This is a genomic window from Limosilactobacillus portuensis (genome assembly GCF_028607025.1).
GTDB classification, from domain to species: domain Bacteria; phylum Bacillota; class Bacilli; order Lactobacillales; family Lactobacillaceae; genus Limosilactobacillus; species Limosilactobacillus portuensis.
Genome location: NZ_CP117296.1, coordinates 1,202,740 through 1,224,841 on the forward strand (window position 1 = coordinate 1,202,740; position 22,102 = coordinate 1,224,841).

Annotated in this window: 17 protein-coding genes and 2 other annotated features; all 17 genes read right to left on the reverse strand. The window is 40.1% G+C overall.

Features of this window, described 5'->3' with window-relative positions; all coding sequences use genetic code 11:
• Nucleotide 1: 1 nt before the first annotated feature.
• The 17 genes from yfmF to PRK60_RS06210 all read right to left on the reverse strand — a co-directional run bounded on the left by yfmF (nucleotide 2) and on the right by PRK60_RS06210 (nucleotide 21,993).
• Nucleotides 2-1,255 (reverse strand): EF-P 5-aminopentanol modification-associated protein YfmF, encoded by a 1,254-nt coding sequence (gene yfmF / locus PRK60_RS06130; protein ID WP_178696187.1) that lies wholly within the window; start codon nucleotides 1,253-1,255, stop codon nucleotides 2-4.
• 304 nt (nucleotides 1,256-1,559) lie between these two features.
• Entirely contained in the window at nucleotides 1,560-2,402 is an 843-nt protein-coding gene (locus tag PRK60_RS06135) for an amino acid ABC transporter substrate-binding protein (RefSeq protein ID WP_273645772.1), read from the reverse strand.
• Between the two features lie 18 nt (nucleotides 2,403-2,420).
• Nucleotides 2,421-3,068: an amino acid ABC transporter ATP-binding protein gene (locus tag PRK60_RS06140; protein WP_102168154.1), complete on the reverse strand. Its 648-nt coding sequence runs from the start codon at nucleotides 3,066-3,068 to the stop codon at nucleotides 2,421-2,423.
• Between the two features lie 13 nt (nucleotides 3,069-3,081).
• Entirely contained in the window at nucleotides 3,082-3,729 is a 648-nt protein-coding gene (locus tag PRK60_RS06145; RefSeq protein ID WP_102168153.1) for an amino acid ABC transporter permease, read from the reverse strand.
• Nucleotides 3,730-3,904: 175 nt separating this feature from the next.
• Nucleotides 3,905-4,136, reverse strand: a binding site (T-box leader).
• 48 nt (nucleotides 4,137-4,184) lie between these two features.
• Nucleotides 4,185-4,721, reverse strand: coding sequence for a rod shape-determining protein MreD (gene mreD / locus PRK60_RS06150; RefSeq protein ID WP_102168152.1), 537 nt, complete (start codon nucleotides 4,719-4,721; stop codon nucleotides 4,185-4,187).
• Nucleotides 4,722-4,734: 13 nt separating this feature from the next.
• A complete protein-coding gene (gene mreC, locus PRK60_RS06155; RefSeq protein WP_102168151.1) occupies nucleotides 4,735-5,583 on the reverse strand; it encodes a rod shape-determining protein MreC in 849 nt (282 codons plus the stop codon).
• An 87-nt stretch (nucleotides 5,584-5,670) separates the two neighbouring features.
• Complete coding sequence (locus tag PRK60_RS06160; protein ID WP_148444673.1) at nucleotides 5,671-6,675, reverse strand: rod shape-determining protein; 1,005 nt, start codon at nucleotides 6,673-6,675, stop codon at nucleotides 5,671-5,673.
• 142 nt (nucleotides 6,676-6,817) lie between these two features.
• Nucleotides 6,818-7,456: a JAB domain-containing protein gene (locus PRK60_RS06165; protein WP_273645774.1), complete on the reverse strand. Its 639-nt coding sequence runs from the start codon at nucleotides 7,454-7,456 to the stop codon at nucleotides 6,818-6,820.
• A gap of 64 nt (nucleotides 7,457-7,520) precedes the next feature.
• Nucleotides 7,521-8,831 (reverse strand): bifunctional folylpolyglutamate synthase/dihydrofolate synthase, encoded by a 1,311-nt coding sequence (locus PRK60_RS06170; RefSeq protein WP_273645775.1) that lies wholly within the window; start codon nucleotides 8,829-8,831, stop codon nucleotides 7,521-7,523.
• A 271-nt stretch (nucleotides 8,832-9,102) separates the two neighbouring features.
• Nucleotides 9,103-10,320 carry an NAD(P)/FAD-dependent oxidoreductase gene (locus PRK60_RS06175; RefSeq protein WP_191912277.1) on the reverse strand — a complete coding sequence of 406 codons (1,218 nt, stop codon included), beginning with the start codon at nucleotides 10,318-10,320 and terminating at the stop codon, nucleotides 9,103-9,105.
• Between the two features lie 62 nt (nucleotides 10,321-10,382).
• On the reverse strand, nucleotides 10,383-12,122 hold the full coding sequence (gene cydC, locus PRK60_RS06180; RefSeq protein ID WP_273645776.1) for a thiol reductant ABC exporter subunit CydC: 1,740 nt from the start codon (nucleotides 12,120-12,122) through the stop codon (nucleotides 10,383-10,385).
• Nucleotides 12,122-13,840, reverse strand: coding sequence for a thiol reductant ABC exporter subunit CydD (gene cydD / locus PRK60_RS06185; RefSeq protein ID WP_273645777.1), 1,719 nt, complete (start codon nucleotides 13,838-13,840; stop codon nucleotides 12,122-12,124). The genes cydC and cydD overlap by 1 nt, the downstream gene beginning before the upstream one ends.
• Nucleotides 13,841-13,845: 5 nt before the next feature.
• A complete protein-coding gene (cydB, locus tag PRK60_RS06190) occupies nucleotides 13,846-14,862 on the reverse strand; it encodes a cytochrome d ubiquinol oxidase subunit II (protein WP_273645778.1) in 1,017 nt (338 codons plus the stop codon).
• Complete coding sequence (locus PRK60_RS06195; protein WP_273645779.1) at nucleotides 14,863-16,278, reverse strand: cytochrome ubiquinol oxidase subunit I; 1,416 nt, start codon at nucleotides 16,276-16,278, stop codon at nucleotides 14,863-14,865.
• 335 nt (nucleotides 16,279-16,613) lie between these two features.
• Complete coding sequence (locus PRK60_RS06200; protein ID WP_273645780.1) at nucleotides 16,614-19,271, reverse strand: valine--tRNA ligase; 2,658 nt, start codon at nucleotides 19,269-19,271, stop codon at nucleotides 16,614-16,616.
• A 71-nt stretch (nucleotides 19,272-19,342) separates the two neighbouring features.
• Nucleotides 19,343-19,559 (reverse strand) — a binding site (T-box leader).
• Between the two features lie 49 nt (nucleotides 19,560-19,608).
• Nucleotides 19,609-20,829: a tRNA uracil 4-sulfurtransferase ThiI gene (gene thiI / locus PRK60_RS06205; RefSeq protein WP_102168141.1), complete on the reverse strand. Its 1,221-nt coding sequence runs from the start codon at nucleotides 20,827-20,829 to the stop codon at nucleotides 19,609-19,611.
• Between the two features lie 15 nt (nucleotides 20,830-20,844).
• Nucleotides 20,845-21,993 (reverse strand): cysteine desulfurase family protein, encoded by a 1,149-nt coding sequence (locus PRK60_RS06210; RefSeq protein WP_102168140.1) that lies wholly within the window; start codon nucleotides 21,991-21,993, stop codon nucleotides 20,845-20,847.
• Between the last annotated feature and the right edge of the window lie 109 nt (nucleotides 21,994-22,102).

Consider the following 22,102-nt stretch of genomic DNA (forward strand, 5'->3'; position numbering starts at 1 on the left):
TTTATTTTTCACCACTCAATAAATAACTTGCCTGTAGTTTGATCATTGATGCAACTTTCATCACATCATTCTTTGTCACCCGGTTGATTTGATTTGCAAAGTCTGTTTGTTCTCCTAATGAAAGTAATTGATTAACCAAGTGATGTTCTAAAATGTTATTTGCAAGATCGAAACCAGCATAATGCTGATTAATTAACGCGTCCTGAACTTCACGCATTAAGTCGCCAGTAAAGTTTCCGGTTTGGAGTTCGTTTACTTGTTCCTGGATCATTGTTAAAGCAGTTTGGTAATCAGTTGGCTGGATTCCGGTCTGCACGTTAACTAATCCAGAGAATGGTGCCAGGCGACTTGAAGCGTAATATGCTAATCCTGCCTTTTCACGAACATTAGTAAATAGTTTTGAATAAGGTGTCCCACCAAAGAGACCATTGAAAACGAGAGCAGCCGGATACAGCGGATCACGGTAATAAATCGGCAGGTGATAGCCAAGGTCTAGTTTAGCCTGACTAACATGTTGCTGTTCTTCTTGACTAACTACATCTTCATGAACTTGTTGAAAGTAGAATGGTTGGTTGGGAAGTTGTGGATTTCGGTCAGCAAATGGTAATTGATAAATTGCTGAATACACGTTTTCAGGATCAACATTTCCCAAAACAAAAATATCAATTTTATCCTGATTAATCATCTTTTCATATGTTTGAACAAGACTTGCTGGCGTACAGTAATCAAGATCCGTAATTTTACCAAAGCTTGGCGTCCTCATCACAGAATCAGGAGAATAATAAAGCTTTAATAATTGCTGATTAGCGTAAAATTGCTTGTCATCATATAGCGCCTTAATTGAACTAGCAAGGTTATTTACCTGCAGACGAAATGTTGGGCTATCAAATTCACCATCATCAATTAATGGGTGGAATAGTACCTGATTAATTAACTCAGTTACCTGTGCAAATAAATTATTCTGTGCCAACTGATTATTAATAAAACTTGATCGCAGCCGAACGGTATGCAACTGGCCTACCCGACCAACACCAAGCGAAACAAATGCTCCATACAATTTTGCCATCTGACGTGCAAACGCTGTTTGTGTCGGATAAAGATGAGTACTTGTTTCTAATAGGTTAGCAAGGAGGTTCCTTGCTGTGGCATTCGTAGTTGTCTGTAGTGTCGCAAAGTCAATCAAGATATGGGTCATCTTAAACTGCTTTGTCGGAATAACATGCAAATCGACACCCTTAGCAAGACGATAATCCACTGATATATCTCCCTTCCCCAATGCAATTAAAATTATAGATCGAACTAAATCATACTGAATAATAATACTTTATCACGCTCTAAATTACAAACTTTGCCAATAATTTAATTTTAATAAAGATGGGAGCGTGACAGAAGTCATTTATGACTTCGTTTTCACGCCCCCGCGAGCGCAAATAGGGTTCCAGAGTTCGGTTATACCGGACACTGGAACCCATTTGCGTACCGCGCTGTTCGTATTTGAACTTGGTAAAAGTACTTATGTCACAATCCCTTTTATGGTTTAAATATGTCACAGAAAATTTTTAATCCGCACCAAGGTAGTTACTATTAGTACCAAACCATTTCTGGTTAATTTTCCTTAGTTCACCATTCTTTTGTAGTTTACCCAGTCCAGCATTAATTTTTTGGTGAAGAGTCTTATCACCCTTCCGCATCCCCACAGCATAATACTCAACAGGAAGTTCTTTACTAGAATAGGTTCTGTAGGAAGAACTATTTTTTTGGTGTTTAATATAGTAATCCGCATATACCTGGTCCATCAAAATTCCTTGAATCCGATTTGCATTTAAATCAATAAATGCGTCCGGAAAAGTATCATAGAGGACTGGCTTTTGGTTTTTGATTAAGTCCTTAAGAACCTTTGGCCGCTCATCCAATGCGGTAAGTCCAGTTGAGCCATTCTGAACCCCTAATGATTTCCCCTTCATATCAGCAAAGTTTAAAATATTAGACGCCTTTTTGGTAACAAGAATCTGTTTATTCTTCAAGTATGGTCGACTGAAAGCAACCTTTTTCCGTCGACTAGGGTTAATTGAATAACCATTCCAGAGCAAATCAATTGTCCCATTTTTTAATTCCGTTTCCTTCATTGACCAGTCAATTGGTTGAAAATCAGCTTTAATTCCGTACTGCTTAAAAACGGCCCGTGCCAAGTCAACATCATACCCAACTAACTTTCCGTTTTTTTGCCGAAAACCCATTGGAACAAAACTATCATCCAGTCCAATAATAACCCGCTTTCTACGTTCAATTCGATTCCAGGTATCTTGAGTATCCGCACGTTGGGTGACACTCTCACAACCACTAAGAATAATGACAGGCGTAATTAAAGCTAGAAGTACCAGCCAATATTTAATTTTACGCATCTCAAACACCTCTCATTCTTAGTCTCGACTTTGATCAAGCGGATTAACCTTCAGTAAATCGTCAGCAATTTCTTCAGCAAAATCCAAATCGTGCGTAACTACTAACTGCGTTACGCCACCCTTCTTTAGTGAAAGAATAATGTTAGCAACATCTTGACGAAGATTAGGGTCAAGGGCTGATGTCGGTTCATCATAGCAAAGAATTTTAGGTTTCATTGCTAAAGCCCGCGCAATTGCTACCCGTTGCTTTTGCCCACCAGACAATTGCCAGGGATAAAGATTTCCCTTTGTTGACAAACCTAATTCAGCTAATAACTCCTGGGCTTTTTTTACTGCCTCATCTTTTGGTTGTTTAAGCACCATCGTTGGCGCAAGGGTAATGTTTTCCATCACTGAGAGATTTGGGAAGAGGTTAAAATCTTGAAAGACAACCCCAATCACCCGATCTGAAGCACCTGTTCCTTGAGGATCAAATGGCTTACCATCCATCAGGAATTCACCACTATCAGGAGTATCTAGTCCAGTAATGCAACGCAACAATGTCGTTTTCCCCGCACCAGAAGGACCAACAATACAAAGAATTTCATCGTCCTTAACGGTTAGGTTAACATTATCAAGAATTACCCGATCGCCAAAACTTTTCTTTAAATTTTTAACTTCTAACATTGACTACTCCTCCTTACTTAAAATATGAATACCGCTTTTCGACTTGGCGTAATACCAACGTGCAAATTCCAACAAGAATTAGGTAAATTAAACCAACTAGGAGCAATGGGACAAGAGTAACATCCCGTGAAGTTGCCACATTCCCCGCACGTAAGAGGTCACCAAGACCAATAACATAAACTAAGGAAGAATCCTTTACCAAGTTAATAACTTCATTTCCAATTGACGGGATAACGATTTTAACAACTTGGGGAATAATAATCTTTCGAACGGTTTGCCAGTAATTTAACCGTAACACCTTAGCAGCTTCATATTGACCAACACTAACTGATTGAAAACCACCACGGAATATTTCAGCAAAGTAAGCGGCGTAATTAAGAATAAATGCAACTAAAGCCGCATCGTATCGTTGAAAAACAATCCCAATAATTGGTAGTCCATAAAAGACAAAAATTAATTGCAGAAGTAACGGCGTCCCCCGCATCAGCCAAACATAAATTTCTAAAACCCATTTAAGTGGCTTAACCTTCGATGTTAGTCCCAAACTTACAATGATTCCTAAGGGGATTGAAACAATTAGTGTCCAAAAAAAGATTTGTAGCGTTAATCCAGCCCCCTGAATAAGTGAGGGCAAGATTTGTGAAACATAATTGAGTGACATTTTAAAACCTCCTTGAATTGCGAAAAACGTTAAACAAAAAATCCTCTTAAACTAGTGTTAGTTTAAGAGGACGAGCAAGTCGTGATCCCACCTCATTTTATAATTACCTCACAGTAATTACCTCGTGAGTCTAATTATCCGGAAAGAGAAAAACGCCCTCATAGCCAAAATTGACTATGAGGGCGTTTTACGCGGTTCCACCTCATGTTGTTACTTTCTCACAAAAGCAACCTCAGTAAGTTCATTAATTAAACTCCGCGCTGTAACGGGCTTCCCCGGATCCACCTACTTACTTCAATGGATCAACTTGCAGATGTGATTCAAGAACACTAACCCATTCACATCCCACCATCGTGAACTCTCTAAAGAGCAAGTTAATTCTTTACTAGTCTGTTCTTCGTTTTTTGATATTGTCATGTATCTTACACTTGATAATTAACTTTGTCAATCCTTTTCTAAGATCTTTTTTTCGTTAAAGCCCAAGTATAAATTGCCTGGATTGGCCAATAAAGGATCACAAAATAAACCAAGTTAAGGGCTAGTGTTGGCGCAAGAGTGTACACAAGGTAATCGCCAAGATTCATATGCGTAATCCCGACCAATGAATATGCCCAGTATGTTAACGTTACAAAGGCAACAATATCAATAAAGAAAATCATAATAATCGTTAAAAATGACTGGCTAAAATATCTCGAAAGAACTTTAGTAAGTTCAACGATTAATGGGAAAAGGAAAATATCTAATCCCAGAATTCCCGTAAAATAGACATCAAATACGATCCCTGCAAGTGCAGCAAAGGGAATTAATGGAATTTCAATATCCTCTTCAAAGTAATACGAGAGAACCAACCACAGCAGCACTAATTCACTCATCATTGAATACGGATAGCTAAAAAATAGCTTTGCCCAGACATTACTTAATGAACCATCTAAGAACAATGATATAAACAACCCTAACGGAAAAATGTATCTTAATCTCGATAATCTATACATTCAACCACCTCGATTAAGCCGGCTCGGCAACGGTCACAATATTAACGTCATTCATATCAGCAGCAGGCTTAATGTATACCTTTTGAGCTAGTCCATAGTCGTCTTTCCCTACACGGGTTACGCGACCGACATAAAGGCCCTTGGGTGTTACTCCTCCCATACCACTCGTCATTACTTTGGTCCCCTTCTTCAACTTAGCCTTAGAACTAACCTGCCCCATAATTAGCTCATCAGTTGAAGCATCATAACCGGTAATAATTCCGTTAACAGTTCGGCCATTAGTCCCGTCAATCGTTACGGCAAATCGATTGGCGGATTCACCAGTATTGCTTAATAGTTCAACTTTACTATTAGTCTTGTTAACCTCACTAATTCGACCAATCAACCCGCTACCACTCATTACTGGCATGTTTTTCTTGATCCCATTAGTTTGTCCCTTATTGATTACCAATTGTTTCTGCCATGAGGATGGTGTTCTCATCATTACAGAAGCCGTAATTGTATTGTAATCAGTCAAGGATTTATTAAGCTTTAACTCTTGTTTTAGTTCTTTATTTTCCTTTGCTAAGGTCTGATCACGGACCTTCGTTTGTGCTAATTCAGTTACCTGTTGCTTCAATTCCCGGTTTTCAGAATATGTATTCATCAATTGTCCCACAGAACTAAAGCCACTCTGAACAGCGTTTACCGGAATAGCAACGATTCCATCTACAAAACCAACGATATCATTACCAAATTGTTGGATCAATGGAGGCGTATTCCGACGATTACGCATTGAAACAGAACCGGCCATTAAACCGAAACACGCAATTAAAATCAGCACAAGAATAACAAGCCGTCGATTGGAAAAAAACTTGCGCATTTTATTCCTCCAGCATTTCTTTACTAGGTAATAAGAAAGGACTGGACAAAACAAATCGTTTTGCGACCAGCCCCATCCCGTTACTTATTACTTTTTCTTCATTACATCGATACTCTTTAATGATTCACCTGTCCCAGTTGCAACACAGTCAAGCGGATCATTTGCAATAAATACGGGAACCTTAGTAGCATCAGCAATTACGTCAGGCAGGTGCTTTAATAATGCACCACCACCGGTGAGGACGATTCCGTGATCAATAACATCAGCAGCAATTTCTGGAGATGTTTCTTCCAGAGTCCCTTTAATTGCATCAATAATTGAATCAACAACATCCTGCAATGCAACGGAAACATCCTTTGCAGAAACTTCCATTGTCTTTGGTAATCCGGTAACAAGATCCCGTCCCCGAACTTCTGTTGAACCCATTTCAGCAGCAGCATCGGTAGAAGCAGAACCAATATCCCATTTAATTTTTTCAGCAGTTCGTTCACCAATCAGCAGATTCATATTTTGACGAACATACTGTGCAATTGCATCATTCATTTCATCCCCAGCCATCCGAATTGAACGACTAGAAACAATGCCACCTAATGAAATAGTAGCAACGTCGGTAGTTCCCCCACCAATATCAACAACCATACTTCCTGTTGGATCCATAACTGGAAGACCCGCACCAATGGCAGCTGCAAATGGTTCTTCAATAACGTAAGCGTCACGTGCTCCCGCAACACGAGTAGCATCAATCACAGCTCGTTTTTCAACTTCAGTAATTCCACTTGGAACACATACCATTACGTATGGCTTACCGTTAGAATTACCAAGGGCCTTCTCAATGTAATACTTCATCATGGCAACAGTCGTGTCATAATCGGCAATAACCCCATCCTTCATTGGCCGAATGGCTGTAATACTACCTGGGGTTCGACCGATCATATCTCGAGCATCTTTACCTACGGAAATAACTTCATTGGTCTTGGTATTACGAGCAACAACTGATGGTTCACGTAATACAATTCCTTTGCCTTCAACATACACAATTGTGTTTGCTGTTCCAAGGTCGATGCCAATATTTTTGGTTCCGATTCCTAGCAATCTGCTTCTTCCCTTCATTTTAGTAAATTATTTTCAATCTAATATCGAGCATATTATACCATAGCAAAAAGCCATATACGAACCTTAATATACACAATAAATTGCCACAAAAGGCTTATTCTTTGATAAATTAACGTTTTCTTTAACTTTTTTCTTCCTCATTTTTGTGAAATGCCTGATTTTCACGCCAACTATAATAACTATTCTGACCAATAATGAGAAAATCAAGGAACGTTATTCCTAAGATCCGACTGCCACTTTCTAATCGCTTAATCATCGCGATATCAGCTGATGACGGTTCAACATTCCCAGAGGGATGATTATGAACCACTGCAATCCCATTTACAGATTGTAACAACGCCCGGCGGAAAACCCGGTCAGGGTAAACACTACATTCGCTCAATCCGCCAACAAACATTTTTTTAATATCAATAATATCATTATGGACATCCGTACCAACTAAATAGAGGCTTTCTTGCTTTTCCCCGCTTAACCGATCCATCATCTCAGTGCTTAACAGTTGGCTAGAATAAGCGTGGCCAAGCAATGGCGCCTGACTCCGGACCACCATTGCCCCAAGTTCAATTGCTGCAAGAAGAACTTCCATTCGTTCATCTTCTTCAATCAGTTTATCTTTTTCAGCATTTGTCATATTTTTGATTGAAATTGGCGTTGGATACTGACTAATAAACTGCCGAAATAGTACATTTGCTTCTTCACTACCATCAATTAGAATTCTGCTAACAAGCTGTAGGTATTGGGTTGATTCTGATGTAAACATAAATAAAAACTCCTTTTTTCCGTTCTATATATACATGACGGAATAAAAAGAGCTTTGCATTATTTTATTTTAAATTTTTTCTAACTTCAGAAACAAAATAGAGCGAGCCAGTAATAATCATTACATCATCGGCTGCCAATTCTTGAGATAACTTGACGAACCCAGTCTGCCAATTTTCTGCAACCTGGATTGGGTGTTTCGTCTTAAACTCACTAATTGTAGTAGTTAGATTAGCGCTCGGTCGCTGAGGTCCGGGACCCGCAAAATTAGTAACCATCAAATGCACATTCCCCAGACTAGCCAATTCACCAAGCATTAGCTCATATTGTTTATCAGCTAAAATAGCAACGAGGACGTATACTTCACGATCGCTAAAATCATCGTGAATTGTTTTAACTAACGCCTGCATTCCGGGAAGATTATGCGCCCCATCCAATAATACTAGCGGCTCGTTAATCACCGTTTCCATCCGGCCAGGCCACTGAGTCAGTGCTAACCCCTTTTTCAAGTCAGCGGCAACTACCGGGATTCCTAGTTTCTTTAGTACTATTTGTACTGTTGTAATTGCAATTACAGAATTTTCAACTTGGTAGTCACCAGCTAGCCCGAGATTACTCCGAAAATGATGCAATTGACCACCATCATATATAATCTCCGCTTTAATGACATTGTGGTTAATTTTCCGCGCTGAAAAGTCTTTACCCAGTTCATAAACTTTGGCATTCTTTTCGGTTGCTTCTTCCATAATTACTTGATGCGCTGATGGGGAAAGCCGACCGATCACTACGGGAACTTTCTCCTTAATAATTCCCGCCTTTTGGTGAGCAATTTTGGCTAAAGTATCACCAAGATATTTCATGTGATCCCAACTTACGGTGGTAATCACACTTACTAACGGTGTAATTACATTTGTCGAATCATATAGACCGCCAATACCAACCTCAAGAAGAACTAAATCTGGTTGCTTTTCTGCAAAATAGCAAAACATAATTGCAGTATCAATTTCAAATTCAGTTGGTCCACCGGTTGGTAATTCCTGGTCTAACTGCTGAACAACCGGTTCTACTTTGCGGGCGAACCTTGTCAAATCTTCATCGCTAATCGGCTTAGCATTCAGTGCTATTCGTTCGTTAAAGCGAGTAATAAATGGAGAAGTAAAGCTCCCTATATTTAGCCCCGTCTCCATTAACATTGCTCTTAACATTGCAACGGTTGAGCCCTTGCCATTTGTTCCCGTAACGTGGACGTACTTCAACCCCTTTTGCGGGTTTCCTAACCTTTCGAGGAAAAGTTTCATCCGGTCTAACGTTGGAATTTTTTTGAATTTTGTCCGTCCATGAATAAAATTCAGCGCTTCAGCATATGATTCAATCATTTCCTATTCCTTCCACTTAATTAACTTAATACCACATCTTAACATAATTTAATCGGCAAATGGACTCCATCCCCAGAACATAGAATTCACTTTCCAGATAAACAATGCAGTATATAGAAAATAAAAGAGTTGTGACATAAGTTATATTACCTAGATGATATGCAAACGACACAGGATATAAAAAGGCTTCAACGCCAGGAAATCCCGAACGTTGAAACCTTTTTGTGTGGGGTTCGAAGATGAACTAGCGAGCTAGTTATCTCTCCCTATTCTAGTGATACAAATCAAACCGTCCCTTAGCAAGGAGTTCCTTCAATCCCCCCACTTCTAAGAGTGAACGGTTAGCAATCATTTTCTTCATGAACGAACCGATGTATCCCTTAACTTCATGTCCCATAGCAACACCAAAAGCACGTGTATTACCGACTGAAGCAACGGTACCAAGTGACTTGTATGAGTATGGTTCGCTTAACCGTTCGCCTTTTCTTACCCGATCGGCAATGTCATCAGCCACATAATCAGCCATTGAAAGTGCCAACTGAGCTGTAGTTGGGTATGGACGAGGTGAACCTGGAGCCATAACCGCTGCCACATCTCCAATAATGTAAAGGTCTTCGTGATCTGGATCATTTAAGTGATCAGTAACAACAACCCGACCACGTCGTTCATTAAAACCAGACTCAGCCATTACTGGGCTACCACTAACACCGGTTGTCCAAATAATAGTACCAGCAGTCATTGATTCATCACCATTGCCACGACCATGTTGATAAATTACGGTACTTGGCTTAATCCGTGAAATCAAGCAACTTGTGTAAAGATGAACTCCAAGCTTCTTTACCAAGTTAACACCATAATTAGCAAGATCTTGGTTAAACATTGGTAAAAGACGTTCTGAGGCTTCAATCAGTGAGATTTGAATATCTTCAGGCTTTACCCCGGCAATTTGGGCATAGCGTGGACGAGCATCAACTAGTGCACCCGCTAATTCAATTCCAGTAAATCCGGCACCACAAACGATAATCTTCAAGTCATCAGGATTCTTGGTAATCTTGTAATCTTTCATCTTATCAACAATGTGCCTGTGAATTTCAAGTGCTTCCTTTACGTTTGTCATTTGAAGCGCATTTTCCTTAGCCCCTTCGATTCCAAACGTTTCAGAAGTAAACCCAAGACTAACAACACAATAGTCATAATCTAATGGTTGTTCACGATGTGCTAATTCAACTGTTTTATCATCAGGATTAATTTTAACAACCTCATCTTGAATAAAGGTCGTTACCTTAGAATTAATCAAGTCACTAACTTGATATGAAATCTTTGCAGGTGGCAAATTTCCCGCAGCTACTTCATGGAGGTCAGTTGCTTCGTAGTGGTAAGTATTCCGGTCAACTAAGACAATTCGTCCTTCACCCTTCAACTTCTTTTGAAGGAGAACAACAGTTTTTAGGCCCGCGTATCCCGCACCTAATACAACAATCTTTTTCATAAATAATTCATCCCCTATTTAAGTAATAGTATAAAACATTCTTCAGCAATTATGCTTCTTTTTTACAGACCTTGATCTGCTTTTTTGAGTTTTTGGTAATGGGGATTATTTTCCCATAACTCTTGTGGTGTCCCACTCATTGTTATTTTACCATTTTCAAGGAAGATCACGCGATCCATTGCATCAATTCCTTGTAAATGGTGCGTAATCCAAATAAGTGTCTTCCCAGCTAATTCGTTCATAAAAGTATCAATAACCTGCTGTTCAGTTAGCGGGTCAAGGCCAACAGTTGGCTCATCTAAAATAACAATTGGAACATCCTTTAACAGGATCCGAGCTAAGGACAGCCGGTGGCGTTCACCACCAGAAAAGATCAGTCCAGCCTCGCCGATTTTTGTGTTTAGGCCATCCGGCAATTGACGAATTTTTTCTTCCAGACCGACTCGTTTCAGGACGCTCCAAACATCTTCTTCCGTTGCATCCTCATTTCCTAAACGAATATTATTCAAAACTGTCGTGTTAAATAAGTATGGCGACTGGTGAACAACGCCAATATAGTTAGCAATTTGATCACCAAATTTGGCTGTTGGCTCGCCATTAATCGTTATCTGTCCTTCGGTAGGTTGCAGATCACCACGAATTAGACTGGCTAACGTACTTTTCCCGGTTCCGCTACGTCCAAGAATCGCTAACTTCTCACCAGGCTTAATTTGTAAATTCAAGTGTTGCAGAATTTGCTTTGTATCTGGTGAATACCGAAAACTAACATTATCAATATCAATCTGGTACGGCGCTTTAATTTGCGAGATCGCTTGCTTATCCTTACTAGGTTCTGGGAGGCTATTCAAACGGACTAATGAATCTGTATAAACGTTCGTTTGCTGAGCAGCAGCTGGCAATCCGGCCAAAGCTTCATCCAACGGAAAAACACAGAGAACAAATGCAGCAATCCAATTAGCACCCCAATGACCGCCAAAACGATAGGAGCCCCAGACTACTAATGAAATAATAACCAGGAGAATTAACATTTGGAGAACAAAGTCACGGAAATTATTGAACCGGTGCATTTGTCGTTGCGAATTCAACAATTTCTTTTCATCGTTATCATGCCGCTGAAGATACTTACTAGAGTTCCCTGAAAGCACCCAATCAGTAATTCCCATCACGTTATCAGTTAAGTCAGAATAAAGCCTGTTAGTTGCTTCCTTTTCCTGTTCTTGACGTGCTCCATTAACCAAGATTGACCAAACTGGGATTCCAAAAATAATTAACCCAAATAAGATTAACATTAACAATCCCATCCATGGCGTTAAGGCACCCAGAGCAATTACAATAATGAGATACAGCCCGCAAGCAACCAACATTGGAAAAATAGTCCTCAAATATAGGTTTTGAATATGGGCAACATCTTCAGAAAGCAACCCTAAGATATCACCAATCCGGTACTTGCTGTTGAAAAACACTGCATCCTTTTCTAATGAGTCATAAAGTCTCTTACGAAACATTGAAGTCATTTTAAAGACCCAATTATGACTCGTTAATCGTTCAGCATAGTGAAATACGGGACGAAAAATTCCGAATGCCCGTGTTAATACTATTGGAACATAAACAAGTAAAATGTTAAACGGCATTGTTGCACACTTGCTGATTAGGTAACCAGCAGTGAACATTAAACCACCAGCACAAACAAAGGTTAAAATTCCCAATGAAATAGCTAATACTAATGTCCAACGATATTTTTTGAGGAATGGTCGAACCCATCGATCATGACGGAGGGCTTTTAATAATGGAATTTTATTCATTAATCTTCCCCCTTTGAACGGTCAAACACCAAATCTGTGAAATATCCTGGCTTAGCCATTAATTGATCATAGGTTCCTTGTTCGATAATCTTACCATGGCGCATCACAATAATGTAATCCATCTGTCGCATCCAATGCAACCGGTGAGTAGCAAACAAGACAAGGTGTTCCTTCATGATTGGGATCATCCGTTCCTTCAATTCTAGTTCAGTTTCAATATCTAAGTGAGCGGTTGGCTCATCCAAGATCAAGATTCGCCGCGATTGATCCAAGAAGGCCCGAGCAAGCGCTATTCGTTGTGCCTGACCACCGCTTAATTGCCGATGCCCCTTACCAATCATTGTGTCAAGGCCATCAGGTAATTCGGCGACCAGTGATGTAAGGCCCATCATTTCAATAGCTTTATCAATTTGCTCCTGGCTAACATCCGGCGTATAGAAACAAATGTTGTTTCGCAAAGTATCATCAAAAATATATGGATCCTGGGGAATATAAATAATCTGTTTTTGCCAATCTTCAATATTTAAGGTTTTAACAGTTTGTCCCTGAATTTTTATTGTTCCGGATATGGGATGGAGGAAACCGCCTAAAAGATTAATTAAAGTGGTTTTCCCAGCCCCACTCATCCCCACAATTCCCACTTTCTGAAAGCCGTGAAGGTTGATGTTAACTGGTGCTAATTGACTCCCGTGTTCATATTGAAATTCCACATCGTTTAACTCCAATTTACTATCTGCTTGCCATTTTTTGAGATTAACATGCGGTTCAGGCGGAACTTCTTCTTGCAAAATTCTTTCAACTGCATGAAATGAATTCTTTCCGTTGAGAGTTGCATGATAATCATTGGCAAAATTACGGATCGGCATGAAGTATTCTGGAGCTAAAATTAGGATTCCCAATGCCGGAAACAGTAATAGGTGCCCCTCAATCAACCGTAAACCCAAGAAAACCGCCAAAACAGCAATTGACAGGGTGGTAAAGAAGTCAAGAGCGAAAGTCGATAACATTGCAACCCGGATAACACTCATCGTTGATTTTCGGAAACGTTCACTTGAGCGAAAGATACTCTTAGAATACCGTTTGCTTAAGCCAAAATACTTTAGTGTGTCAATTCCCCGCAATGAATCAATAAAGTGGTTTGACAGAACTTGAAAGTTAGCATATTGACGATCGGCTTTAGCCTTGGCGGCATAACCAAGAATAATCATAAAAAGAATTATTAATGGGTAAACAAGCAACATTACCAGACCAGAAATCCAGTCCAACCAAAAGCAAACAATCAGAAGCATCACTGGAATAATCATCATGCTAACAAACTTACTAAACAAAAGATTAATGTAGTTTTCCACTTCAGAAATCCCGTCTAAAGTTAACGTAACAATATTCCCCGTACCTTGCTGTTGAACTAGTTGCGGGCCAAGCTTAAATAGTTTAGCTAGTAATTCTTGTCGTAAATGCTGTGCGGTTTTCCGGGCATAGTTATCAAGCAAAACAGTATCGAGCCAATTAATAATATGCCGACCAATAAAACAACTAATAAATCCAACTAGCCAGCCCCATTCACTTGCCAGAGAATGACCAGCCCAAAGATTTGTTAATAGTGAAGCTAGCGAAATTGCTTGACCAATGATAAGAAAAGCTTGCAGGACATAAAACCCTACAAGCTTTATCATGATCTGTTTGCTCCCCTTAAGCATGAAGAGTAATCGATCAATCATAATGCTTACTTAGCCTCCGTAACAACTGGCATTGCAATCCGCTTACGGAAAATCCAGTATGCCCAGATCGTGTAAGCAAGAACAAATGGCAATAAGCAGCATGTAGCAATTGTCATTACTGTCAATGTGTACTGAGTTGATGATGCATTCTGAATCAATAAGTCATACCGTGGGCTAATTGAACTAATTAGTACCCGTGGGAATAAGCCGACAAACAGAAGAACAACCAATGCAACTAAAGTTAATCCACTAGCAATAAAGGCAGTTAATTCCTTCCCCTTGATCGCTGCTACTTGAGCAATAATGGTTAAAGCAACCATAACAACTAGCATTACAATTGTTGCGACTGGGTGAACCTTCATGAAGTCGGTCATAAAGATCAGCATCAATGCAAAGACAACCAACCCAACATAAAGTACCCAGTAGAGGAACTGGGCAACATTATTTGCCCGTTGACGAATATCTCCAGCAGTCTTTAATGCAATATAGTTAAGTCCGTGAAGGTATGTTAAGAGGGTTAAAGCAACCCCACCAACAACGGAGAACCAATTAATGTAATCAAAGAAAGTTGCGTGGAAGTTCCCGTTAGCATCAATTGGCATTCCTTGAATCATGCTGATAAACATAACTCCCAGGAAGAATGGTGCCATAAAGCTTCCGATACCGAGTGCCCAATCCCAGATCCGCTTTCGTGGCATTGGTGACTTTGCACGGAATTCAAAAGAAACCCCACGAATGATCAAGCCAACCAGAACTAACATCAAAATAATGTAGTAACCACTAAATAAACTTGCGTACCAGTATGGGAAAGAGGCAAACATTGCCCCACCGGCAGTAATTAGCCAAACTTCATTTCCATCCCATACAGGACCAATCGTCCGAACCATTTGATCACGTTCTGCTTCGTTACTAGTTAACGTAACGGTTGCCATTCCGACACCATAGTCAAAACCATCGAGGAAGAAGAAGCCAGCAAAGAGAACACCAATCAAAACAAACCATAATAATTGGAGAAAACTCATTTAGAACGCCTCCTTATCGAATGGATCAAGAACCTTCTTGAACTTTGGCTCAATCGTTTGAGTTGGATCCTTCTTCAACTCATGAACAATTAACCCAATCAAGGTAATTGCTAACGCTGTAAACAATACAAAGTAAACAATATTAGAAGTTAATAGTGAGGCAACAGAAACGTTTGGCGAAACACTTTGTTGAATAGTAAAGAGTCCGTAAACGGTCCATGGAACACGACCAAATTCTGTAACGAACCAACCAGCAGTGTTACCAATAAATGGTAAGAAGGTGGTTAGTGCCAAAATCCAAAGTGTCCACTTATGCTTGTATAGGTATCCCGACTTCTTACGACTCATAATCAAGCCAACGAATGAAACTAGAATAATCCAAGCAGAAATTGCACACATAATCCGGAAACTATAGAATAGTGTATTTACTGGTGGATAATAATCAATATTCTTACCATACTTCTTCTTGTATTGTGCATTCAGTTCATTCATCCCGGTAACGGCCCCGGTTGTCTTGTGATAAGACAAAATACTTAACATATCTGGAATATCAATGTTATTTTGAACCTTATGTTCTTTCGTGTTAGCGATTCCGACAATAGTCCATGGAGCATGCTCACCAGTTGTGGTGTAAACATCTTCAGTAGCAGCAAACTTCATTGGCTGTTCCTTAACAAGGTATTGCATTTGCATATCACCAAGTACAAGACCAAAGATCGCAAAAATCAATGACATCCACAAGCTAAGACGCATTGTCTTCTTGTAAATTGTTCGTGCTTCATTGGAAATCTCACGCTTCTTCAATAACTGGAATGCGGTTAATCCAGCGAAGATTACCCCACCCATCATAATTGCGTTCAAGATAACGTGACCGAATTCAAACCATAATTGAGGATTCTTCAATAGGGCACCAAAATCAACCATTACTGCACGACCACCACGAATGGCGTAACCAACCGGGTGTTGCATAAATGAGTTGGCGGTCAAAATCCAAAGAGCGGAAGTAAGTGAACCAAAACTGATCATCCAAATAAAGAAAGCATGGAGCCCTGGCTTTACCTTATCCCAGGTAAATACCCAGAGACCAATAAATGTAGATTCAATAAAGAATGATAGCAAAGCTTCCAAGGCTAATGGAGCACCAAAAATGTCCCCCATGAACCGTGAATAATCAGACCAGTTCATCCCAAACTGAAATTCTTGAATAATACCTGTAACAACACCGACAGCAAAGCTTAACAGGAAGATATTCCCCCAAAACTTTGTCATCTTTTTATATGATTCATTCTTAGTATGAACATACATTGATTCCATAATTGCAACAATGAAGGCTGTTCCGATAGTAAATGGAACAAAGAAAAAGTGGTAAACAGTCGTCATTGCAAATTGGAATCGAGCAAGACTAAGAATACTCATAATAAAGGCCTCCCTCCGAAAAAGAAATAAACGTGAAACCGTTACCGTGTTTCATTCACCTTTAATCATAATACTGTTGATAAATAATTACAATTTTTATTCCGAATTATTTTAATCTTTTTTCAAATCTAATCGCTTGACTTAGCTGTGCTTTTCATCTTATCAAATGATATGCAATTCATAAAAATAAAGAATTAAAATTTGAACTAAGCTGTCGGTTCACCTGCTTATTTTGTAAGGACGGCTTAATTAGTCAATCGTTAATTTTAGGCATAGCAAAACCCCATAATTAGAATTTCTCATCCAACTATGGGGCTCCATATCATAAGTAATAATTAAGCATCCTGAAGTGAAGCTAAACGATCCTTAGCAGCATCAAGTTTTTGTTGCCATTCTTTAGCCTTAGTTCGTTCTTCTTCCACAACTTTTTCTGGTGCATTCTTAACAAAGTTCTCGTTGCCTAATTTCTTTTCCGAACGCTGAACTTCTTTTTCTAAGTTAGCGATCTCTTTCTTCATCCGTGCTCGCTCTTCATCTAAGTCAACTAATTCCGCCATTGGAATGTCAACTTCTGCTCCGGTCAAAATCCCGGATAAAGCAAGCTTAGGTGTTTCAACATCGGTTCCAATAATTAACTTTTCTGGATGACAGAAGCGGTCAATGTAATCCTTGTTTGCTTCAAATGTCTCAGCAAGGTGATCATTTTCAACCTTAATGATCAAATCAACCGGCTTCGACATTGGGGCATTTGCTTGGTTCCGAATGTTCCGAACCGCGGTAATTAATTCAATTAAGTGGCCCATTTGTTCAGTCGCAGTATCATCGTCGAATTCATCATGAGCAACTGGATATTTAGCAACCATAATCGACTTGCCATCATGCGGCATTGATTGCCAAAGCTTTTCTGTAACAAATGGCATGATCGGGTGCATTAATTTCAAGATTTGGTCTAAAACGTAACCAAGGATATTCTTCGTATTGGTCTGCTCTTCAGCTGTCCCATTATTAAGCTTTTCCTTAGTCATTTCAATGTACCAGTCACAGAAGTCATTCCAAATGAAATTGTAAAGTGCTCGACCTGCTTCACCAAACTCAAACTTCTCGAACTGAGCATTAACTTGCTTAACAGTCGCGCTTAACCGACTTAAAATCCAGCGATCTGCCAAATCCCACTTATCCTTTTCCGGAAGAACAGGTGCTGGCATCTCGCCAAGGTTCATAATAACGTAACGACTAGCATTCCAAATCTTGTTAATAAAGTTCCAAGCAGCATCCATCTTGGTATAGCTAAAGCGAATATCCTGTCCAGGGGTTGAACCGGTAATCAGGAACCACCGTAAGGCATCGACACCATATTTCTTAATTACGTCCATTGGATCGATTCCGTTACCAAGAGACTTACTCATCTTCCGGCCTTGTTCATCACGAATCAACCCGTGAAGCAAAACATTTCTGAATGGGGCCTTGCCAGTAAACTCAAGTGATTGGAAAATCATCCGGGAAACCCAGAAGAAGATAATATCGTAACCAGTTACCAAAGTGTTAGTTGGGAAGTAACGCTTGAAGTCCGCGGAATCGGTGTCTGGCCAACCCATTGTCGAGAATGGCCAAAGAGCACTTGAGAACCAGGTGTCAAGAACATCCTTATCTTGTTCCCAATTTTCAGCATCTTTAGGTGCCTCCATCCCAACATAAACTTCACCAGTCTTCTTGTTATACCAAGCCGGGATCCGGTGTCCCCACCATAATTGACGAGAAATAACCCAATCATGAATGTTTTCCATCCATTGTGTAAAGGTATGTTCGAAGCGTTCAGGAATAAAGTTAACGCGATCGTCAGTTTCCTGATTCTTTAAGGCAGCTTCTGCTAATGGCTTCATCTTAACGAACCATTGAGTTGAAAGCCGTGCTTCAACCTGAACTCCGGTCCGTTCTGAGTGACCAACTGAGTGAACAATTGGATCAACTTTAAGCATATAGCCTTGATCTTCCAGATCCTTAACCATTGCCTTTCGAGCTTCAAACCGGTCCATTCCTTCGTATTTCCCGGCATTTTCGTTCATTGAAGCATCTTCATTCATGGTATTTAGCTCAGGAAGATTGTGGCGCTTACCAACCTTAAAGTCGTTTGGATCGTGAGCTGGGGTAATCTTTACCATCCCGGTACCAAAGTCAGGAGTTACATAGTCATCCGCAATAATTTCAATTTCCCGATCAACTAATGGGACGCGAACATGCTTACCAACTAAGTCCTTGTACCGTTCGTCATGCGGGTTAACGGCAACTGCTTCGTCACCAAACATTGTTTCTGGACGAGTAGTAGCAATTTCAATGTAGTCCTTACCGTTAAACTTGGTTCCATCAGTAAATGGGTATTTAACGTGGTAGAATGCCCCTTTATCGTCTTTGTGGATAACTTCAATATCTGACAATGCGGTCCGTGCTTGCGGATCCCAGTTAATAATGTAAGTTCCCCGGTAAATTAATCCCTTATTGTAAAGATCAACAAAGACCTTCCGAACAGCCTCGTTCAGCCCTTTATCAAGGGTGAATCGTTCCCGATCATAATCAACGGAAATTCCCATTTTAGCCCACTGCTTATGAATAATGTCAGCATATTCATCTTTCCAGTCCCAAACTTGTTGAACAAATTTTTCTCGGCCTAAATCGTAACGTGAAATTCCTTGTTTGCGTAGCCGTGCTTCAACCTTTGCCTGGGTAGCGATTCCGGCATGATCCATCCCCGGAAGCCAAAGGACATCGTATCCCTGCATCCGCTTTTGACGAATAATCATATCCTGCAACGTTGTATCCCATGCGTGACCCAAATGAAGCTTTCCGGTAACATTCGGCGGCGGAATAACAATTGAATATGGATGTGCCTTTTTATCTCCACTAGGCTTGAATAAGCCTTGATCAATCCACCATTGATAACGACCAGCTTCGACAGCTGTTGGGTCATACTTAGTGGACATATCTTTTTCAGTACTCATCATGAGTCCTCCTCTAAGTAGTTAATTAACAAGTATTTTTACGTTGAAAAAATAAAAAAACTCGCCCTAAAATATAGGACGAGTTCCGCGGTACCACCTATTTTAGACTATCTAATTATAGTCTCACTCATTCATTTTATAACGGTAAAATGAACCGTTCTAACCTACTATTATTTTAGTTAGAGTGCTACCAAACTACTTTCAATAACTATTTTCTAGGAATATCCCATCAACTATTCCCTTTCTGCAAAGAAAATAGCTACCTACTCTTTTGATCAACGCATTTACTATTTGTTTGTAATAATAGCCAATTTAAAAACGATCGTCAAGCAGAAGTTTAAAGAAGTTCTGCAAAAACGTCCTCATTCTGGTTTAAGAAATCTTCACCAGAATGAATTTCAGTAATTTCAATCCCGTCTAACGCCCGTTTGATTAAGCCGTCAATATCCAAACGTTCTTCGTATTTCCGGGTTTTTTCAAGATCAGGTTTAGTCTTTGGCGAAGGCGGTGTAAAGACAGTACAGCAGTCTTCGTATGGCAAAATAGAAAGATCGTAAGTATCAATTTTCTTCGCTACATCGATAATTTCGGTCTTATCATAAGAAAGAACCGGTCGCAATACCGGAAGGCTAGTAACGTCATTAATTACTAGCATACTTTCCATCGTTTGCGATGCCACTTGTCCTAAAGATTCACCATTAAAGATTGCTAAGCCATGACGTTTCATCGTTAGTGCAGCGGCTAATCGCAGCATCATCCGTCGCTGTACGGTCATTAAATATCCTTCTGGAACCTTCTCCTTGACGGTTTCCTGAATTTCAGCGAATGGTACCTGGATGAACTTAATACTCCCACTGTACTTAGCAAGTTTTTCCGTCAATTGCTTTGCCTTTGCAAGGGCTTGAGGACTAGTATATGGCGGACTGAAGAAGTGAACCATTTCCATGGAAACGCCCCGCTTCATTCCTAGGTAGGCAGCAACAGGTGAATCAATTCCACCCGAAAGCATCATCATTCCTTTACCAGCGGTTCCAACGGGGAGACCACCAGCACCCTTAATGGTTTCACTTGAAAGGAAGATCCCGTTCAAGCGAATTTCCACCCGGAGCGTTAAATCAGGATGGTGAACGTCAACCTTCAAAAGATCTGGAAACTTTTTCAGGAGATAGCCGCCTAGTTGATCATTCATTTCAAACGTATCAATTGGAAACTTATGATCAGAACGACGGGTATTAATTTTAAATGTAATTGGGGACTTAACCTGTTCACGGATCATTTGCTCGGCAGCCTTAGCAGTTGCTTCAAAACTTTTCTCAACCCTAATTGATGGTGAGAAATTTTGAATTCCAAAAACATCCTGTAATCGTTCCATTACTTGATTGTAATTAGCCCCGTTTAATTCGACGTGAAGGCGATCTCGCTGAGCATGAACTTTAACCTGTTCAAAGCGATGAAGCGCCTTTCGTACATTAGTACCAAGACGGTCAATGAAGTTTTTCTTGTTATGGCCCTTGGTTGATAATTCACCATACCGAACCATAATCTCAGTATAATCCACTAGTATCGCTCCCTCCTATTCAATAATTTTCTTAAATCCTGCATAGAGCTTATCAAAGGTTTTATTAAACTGATCTGCTTCTTCCAGCGTATTCTGATCGCCTAAACTAATCCGAACCGCACTCGTTGCTTCGTCTTCTGGAACTTTCATTGCAGCCAGTGTTCCTGCTTCAGCATGTTTCTTTGATGAGCAAGCACTGGTCGTTGAAATATAAATTCCTTGATCTTCAAACGCATGAACGATTGTTTCACCACGAACACCGACAATTGCAAAGCAAAGGATGTGGGGGGCAAATCCCTGATCACGTCCAGAAAAGATCTTAACGTGGTCAAACTGCTTAATGTGGTCATAAATTCGGTCTTTAATGGCTTGTTCACGCTTGATAGCATCAGCCTCGCCCTCTTTAACTAACCGAATTGCTCGGGCCATTGCAACGTCACCAGGAGTATTTTCAGTTCCGCTCCGTAATCCGCGTTCCTGACCACCACCAGCTACTAGCGGCGCTAACTTTCGCCCAGCCTTAACATAAACAAAGCCGGTTCCCCGAGGGGCGTGAAATTTGTGTCCAGAGAATGTAGCAAAGTCAACCCGATCACTAAAAACGGCGGCATCAATTCCCTTGCCAATTGCTTGAACAGCATCAACGTGAAAATGGATATTCGGATAATCCTTTAATATTTCACCAACTTCTTTAATTGGTTGAACTGTTCCAACTTCATTATTTACTGCCATAATTGAAACCAAGATCGTGTCTGGACGAATAGCTGCTTTTAAATCTGCTGGATTAATTCGTCCTTCCTTATCAACGGGAAGATAAGTCACATCAAAGCCCAACTCCTTTAGCTGTTCTGTTGGGTTACGAACAGCGGCATGTTCAACCGAAGTTGTAATAATGTGTTTACCAAAGCGTTGTTTTGCCATCGCAGTTCCTTTAACTACCCAGTTATCCCCTTCGGAACCACCACTAGTAAAAATTATTTCGCCTGGATTAACGTGAAATAAGTTAGCAATTTGTTGTCGTGCTTGTTCCAACAGGTTCCAAGCTTCTTCCCCAAAATTATGAAGACTGCTTGGGTTACCCCAAATCTTTTGGCTAACCGTGTTATAGGTTTGGAGAACTTCAGGTGCTACCTGAGTTGTCGCACTATTATCAAAATAGATCATGCTTATTTTCCTTTCATCAAACAAAGCTTGATTATAAATATTATTAATGCGCTAAAATTGGATAGATATTTTGGTTGCGACGCCAATAAACCAGTTTTTTATTATAACA

Excerpts from the sequence above, each read along its gene's own strand:
- PRK60_RS06135 (WP_273645772.1), bottom strand. The coding sequence starts at position 2,402 with ATGCGTAAAATTAAATATTGGCTGGTACTTCTAGCTTTAATTACGCCT.
- cydB (WP_273645778.1), bottom strand. The coding sequence starts at position 14,862 with ATGAGTTTTCTCCAATTATTATGGTTTGTTTTGATTGGTGTTCTCTTT.
- cydD (WP_273645777.1), bottom strand. The coding sequence starts at position 13,840 with ATGATTGATCGATTACTCTTCATGCTTAAGGGGAGCAAACAGATCATG.
- PRK60_RS06195 (WP_273645779.1), bottom strand. The coding sequence starts at position 16,278 with ATGAGTATTCTTAGTCTTGCTCGATTCCAATTTGCAATGACGACTGTT.
- mreC (WP_102168151.1), bottom strand. The coding sequence starts at position 5,583 with ATGCGCAAGTTTTTTTCCAATCGACGGCTTGTTATTCTTGTGCTGATT.
- PRK60_RS06140 (WP_102168154.1), bottom strand. The coding sequence starts at position 3,068 with ATGTTAGAAGTTAAAAATTTAAAGAAAAGTTTTGGCGATCGGGTAATT.
- PRK60_RS06175 (WP_191912277.1), bottom strand. The coding sequence starts at position 10,320 with ATGAAAAAGATTGTTGTATTAGGTGCGGGATACGCGGGCCTAAAAACT.
- PRK60_RS06170 (WP_273645775.1), bottom strand. The coding sequence starts at position 8,831 with ATGATTGAATCATATGCTGAAGCGCTGAATTTTATTCATGGACGGACA.
- mreD (WP_102168152.1), bottom strand. The coding sequence starts at position 4,721 with ATGTATAGATTATCGAGATTAAGATACATTTTTCCGTTAGGGTTGTTT.
- cydC (WP_273645776.1), bottom strand. The coding sequence starts at position 12,122 with ATGAATAAAATTCCATTATTAAAAGCCCTCCGTCATGATCGATGGGTT.
- PRK60_RS06145 (WP_102168153.1), bottom strand. The coding sequence starts at position 3,729 with ATGTCACTCAATTATGTTTCACAAATCTTGCCCTCACTTATTCAGGGG.
- PRK60_RS06210 (WP_102168140.1), bottom strand. The coding sequence starts at position 21,993 with ATGATCTATTTTGATAATAGTGCGACAACTCAGGTAGCACCTGAAGTT.
- PRK60_RS06165 (WP_273645774.1), bottom strand. The coding sequence starts at position 7,456 with ATGTTTACATCAGAATCAACCCAATACCTACAGCTTGTTAGCAGAATT.
- PRK60_RS06200 (WP_273645780.1), bottom strand. The coding sequence starts at position 19,271 with ATGAGTACTGAAAAAGATATGTCCACTAAGTATGACCCAACAGCTGTC.